Source organism: Phyllobacterium sp. P5_D12, assembly GCF_054049495.1.
The window spans coordinates 1-4,612 of record NZ_JBFUMG010000366.1; the positions used below are offsets into that span (position 1 = coordinate 1).

The window sequence follows — 4,612 nt, forward strand, 5'->3', positions numbered from 1 at the left end:
GCATTCGAAGCAGCGCTGGTGGAGCGTGACAAGCTTGGATGTCCGACGAAGGGCGAGACGTGTCCACGTGCTACCAAATTCCTGACCGCGGATTTCCTCGCGCCTGCTCTTGCAAACTTGGTGTTTGTCGATGCACCGTCAAGCTTCTTGCCGCACGTTGGTCAGGTCGATCGCGGCACTACCCTCGAAAGAAGCTTCGAACAAGCAAGCGAAGGCCTGATGGCGCGGCCGTTCTTGAGCTTGTTTTCGATCGTGAAAGGCGAGGCGCCGTGGCGCCCCATTCTTCTGCTTAACGCCACGCATGAAGAAACCGGCAAGCGCATTATTACCGGCCACGTTCTTATTGAGCGGAATGTGTTTATCGACAGCTTGGATGCGCTGCACGTGTTGGGCAAAGACGTGCGGGCGAGTACGGCCGCTCACAACAGTGCGCGCTTTACCTATATATCTCCAGCTGGGGATCTTGGTGAAAAACGTGGTTCCGTCATCGACGGCGGATACTTTGAGAATTACGGCGCGCTTACCGCGCTGGAAATTGCCCGCGCTGCGAGGTGGGAACTGAGAGGCAAGAACCCGGGAGTTAAGCTGGTTGTCCTCATGATCAGCAGCGATCCAAGCCTCAAAGAAGCCAACGCGCTCGTTCGCATCAAAGAGGCTAAAGACCACGGTCAATGTCTTGTGAGCGTCGCCGAGCAGGAAGGTGATCCGTCGGGCGCCTCTGGCGCATCACAGAAGGTCGAAGGGTCGCCGAACTATCTTTCGCTTAATGAGGAAGACGTTCAAAATGCTTGGATTAACGAATTTATTGCTCCGTTCCAAGGCATCAAGAACGTGCGCGAGGCACACGGAAATCGGGCTGCGGCCGAACTCGCTGTCCAGGTTTGCGCGGAATTTCGCAATCCTGAAAATGCGCAAACGTCGCCGTCGGCAGCCTCATTACAGTCCCCGCAGATGCAAACTGCAGCCTCACTGGACAAGGCGAAGAACGAGAGTGTCAAGCAGTCCACTCACGTCGAGGCGAACAACGCAAATCCTTACTTCGCTCATTTGGCGATGTGCACGAAAGACGAATCCACGCCCGATCAACCCGCCCCCGTGCAGCCCCCGCTTGGTTGGGTAATGTCGGTTACGACTCAAAAGGCCTTTCAAGATCTACTCGAACAATGTGCGAACAGTACAGAGTTGCAGCAGCTCGAGATCGCTATTGGGAAGACAGAAAGCTTAAAGATCGCCCGCAACCCGTAACGCGGGCCTACTGGTAGGTTGTATTCCCGAGCACTGGCAAATCTGCCCCTCGTCTGTTTTCACTACGCGCCAAGCTCCGTATGCTCGCCGCTTAGACCGTTCGCGCAATGTTTCGGATTTGTGCCGAAAAGATCGCACAATGCCTCAAGTGGAACCGCGCTCTTAAAGCCATTCGATGCGGTTCCTCATGAAAAGGCGCAGTTACGCGGTAATTTGACGGTCGACTGACTTATCTAAAGCTACGCAATCGGAAAACCTTGGCTCATTTGAGCGCCTCCCGCCAGTGCGGATATGTGACGTAGGCGGTGATCGCCCCCTGCTCATGCGAGTGGATGGTGACCGACGTGCCCTTCGGCATATAGACAATCTCACCCAAACCGGCGGTGATAGGAGTCGCGACCGCTCGAATGATGCTTCGGTGATGGCGAACTTTTGAACAGCCATGGGATAACTCCGTTGTGGGGTTAACAGGTTGGCCGAAAATAACGCCTGAGCAGGTTCGTGGTTCAACGAGCAATAGTAGATGGCGAAGCGACACCTACTTCGCCAGCCCTGGCTCAGCGACGCTGCAACACGACCGGGGCACTCACGTCATTTTAACATTTGGTTCGCGCGACCAGAGGCGTAGTTTTCCGAGGTTTTTGATAAACGCGGGAATGTCGTTTGGACCGGAGAGAAGGATTACGCCTTCGTCAAGGTCATCCACGATGCCGGCCTTTTCGAACAGAGGTAGAGCAGCTTTGTTGTATCCGATAAACTTGCAGTGGGCGAAAGCATCGGCCACGAAGTCCCGGGCCGTAGAGTCTTTTGCAAGATCAACACCACCAGTGTCTGAAGGCAGAACGACGACCGCGTCATAGAGCACTGATGGTCCGCCACCGATCATCTGATTGCCTAAAACAATACTGCCGTCAGCGGCTTCCGCGCCACCCACAGCCGGAGTGATAATTTCAAATGTGGCTTTCTCACCAGCAAGCGCCTTCTGCAGAGCCTTCACAAGCTTGGGTTCGAAACCGTTTGTCAGCAAAATGCCAAGTTTCCGCCCCTCAAAGTGGCCGGGCCCTTTGTTCAGGATGCTGAGAGCGGGAGAGGCGGCGAGATCCTGACGTGTCGGCATGGCCGCATCTGCCGGAGAGGGCATATCTTTCAGTCCAAGTCCGCTTGCTACATTCGCAGCCAACCCTTCATCGATGTTGAGAAGATGCGAGACAACGCGCTCGCGAATGACGGGCGTCTGTACCTTGCTGAGCTCGAAGGTGAGCGCCGCGGCGACATGGTTTTGTTCCGGAGCGGTCTGACTGATGAAGAACTGCCGGGCCTGGCTATAGTGGTCGGCGAAGGACTCAGCACGCAGCCGCATCTTTTGCCCGGATTCCGTATCAGCGAAGGAGCGGAACCCGCGCTCTGGGGATTCTCTTGGTCCGTCTCCCCACGAGTTGGGCTGATAATTTGCTCGCCCGACAGGATTGCGCATGGCCATATGACCGTCTTGCTGGAAGTGTGCAAACGGACATTTGGGAGCATTGATGGGAAGGTGGGTGAAGTTGGGGCCGCCGAGCCGTTTCAGCTGTGTGTCGAGATAAGAAAAATTACGGCCCTGAAGCAACGGATCATTAGAAAAATCGATACCCGGCGGGACGTTTTGCGTCATGAAGGCAACCTGTTCGGTCTCGGCAAAGAAATTGTCGGGCATGCGGTCGAGGACGAGGCGGCCTACCGGAACGGGAGGCAGGACTTCCTCCGGTATGATCTTTGTTGCGTCAAGAATATCGAAATCGAAATTGTCGGCAAACGCCTGATCGAAGAGCTGAACCTGCAGTTCCCATTCCGGAAATGCGCCTGACTTGATCGAATCCCAAAGATCACGGCGATGGAAGTCTGGATCAGCTCCGTTTATTTTCACCGCCTCATTCCATGCCACTGATTGCAGTCCGAGCTTCGGCTTCCAGTGAAATTTGACGAAAGTGGATTCATCCTTCGCATTAACAAAGCGAAATGTATGGACGCCAAAACCTTCCATGAAACGGAAGGAACGTGGAATAGCGCGATCAGACATGACCCACATGATCATGTGCATGCTTTCAGGCGTCAGACTGATGAAGTCCCAGAAATTGTCATGGGCAGACTGAGCTTGAGGAAAGCCGCTATCAGGTTCCTGCTTGACCGCATGAACCATATCCGGAAAGCGAATTGCGTCCTGAATGAAGAAAACCGGAATGTTGTTGCCCACCAAATCCCAGTTGCCTTCCTGCGTATACATTTTGACCGCAAATCCTCTGACGTCGCGTGCCAGGTCAAAAGAGCCTTTGTTGCCCGCTACCGTCGAAAACCTGACGAAGGCCGGCGTTTTTTCTCCTGCCCGTTGAAAGAGGTCCGCGCGGGTATATTTCGCAAGCGACTTGTATGTTTCGAAATAGCCGTGTGCGCCATAGCCACGAGCATGGACAACGCGTTCAGGAATGCGCTCATGGTCGAAATGAAAGATCTTTTCCCGGAAATGAAAGTCCTCCAGGACCGTAGGGCCTCTCGCTCCGATTTTTAAGGAATTCTGGTCATCACCGACAGGCCCACCCTGTGCCGTCGTCATGACAGGCACGCCGCCTCCCGCCTGCTGATGCAACTCGCCGCCTGCACCACGGTTCAATGTCTGATCGTTAATTGTTGCCGTTTGAGGGGGCGTTAATTTGGATTTCTTGGGCATTGGCGTTCCTTTTGAGACCATCTCACAATTTCGGCCGGAACGATTGAGTTCACAGTCGCCGGCCTTTTGCACTTCTTACGACTTGGTCTGTAACCAACAGCAGTCGTCGTGGTTCCACCAGAAACGGAACGATGGGAAAAACACCATCTTGGGCGGGCCGCCGGATTGCGCACTCTGCTGGCCGTGGCGGCAGTCACGATATGGTGACGAGCTTTTTCCCACACCAATTGGCGAGAGCACGCTCCCGCCAAGCAATTATCCGTCTGTGGCTCTGCCGTTCAAACGCCGCACGCCGGAGCCACTTTCCTGTTCATTCCATTCAGGCCAGATGGGCTCTGCCTGATGCCAACGAATAGACCGCCTCGTCATCATCGCGCTGTCTGCCGCCGAGAGCCGCGGCAACGCTTGCGATAAATGCGCCCAGCAGCAATGAGAACGCTGCCATGAACGCCGCCGCGGCTGCGGCCTTTCTTGCACTGTCTGCTGCCTCGGCTGCCGAKTTYTTTGCRGCATCCGCCCGTRCRAGAACGGCRTCTACGCGTGCCTTCGCATCCGGCTCGTTCAGGCCGCTGCGCGCCGCAACCAATTGATCAAGGTACGTGCGATCTTCGGGAGGGAGCGTTCCGGTAGCTGCGGAGTTCAACAAAATGCGCGAAACCTCAGCAC

The 4,612-nt window shown here is 55.2% G+C and carries 1 protein-coding gene and 3 pseudogenes; 1 reads left to right on the plus strand and 3 read right to left on the minus strand.

Going from position 1 to position 4,612, the window contains the following annotated elements; genetic code table 11:
* A pseudogene (locus ACXJ5O_RS19495) lies at positions 1 to 1,245 on the plus strand (hypothetical protein); the annotation flags it as partial.
* A 262-nt stretch (positions 1,246 to 1,507) separates the two neighbouring features.
* On the opposite strand, the pseudogene ACXJ5O_RS19500 reads toward ACXJ5O_RS19495, so the two are convergent.
* The 3 genes and pseudogenes from ACXJ5O_RS19500 to ACXJ5O_RS19510 all read right to left on the minus strand — a co-directional run.
* A pseudogene (locus ACXJ5O_RS19500) lies at positions 1,508 to 1,633 on the minus strand (ethanolamine utilization protein); the annotation flags it as partial.
* 198 nt (positions 1,634 to 1,831) lie between these two features.
* Positions 1,832 to 3,946, minus strand: a complete 2,115-nt coding sequence (gene katE / locus ACXJ5O_RS19505; RefSeq protein WP_457301341.1) for a catalase — start codon at positions 3,944 to 3,946, stop codon at positions 1,832 to 1,834.
* 319 nt (positions 3,947 to 4,265) lie between these two features.
* Positions 4,266 to 4,612 (minus strand): annotated as a pseudogene (locus tag ACXJ5O_RS19510) (hypothetical protein); the annotation flags it as partial.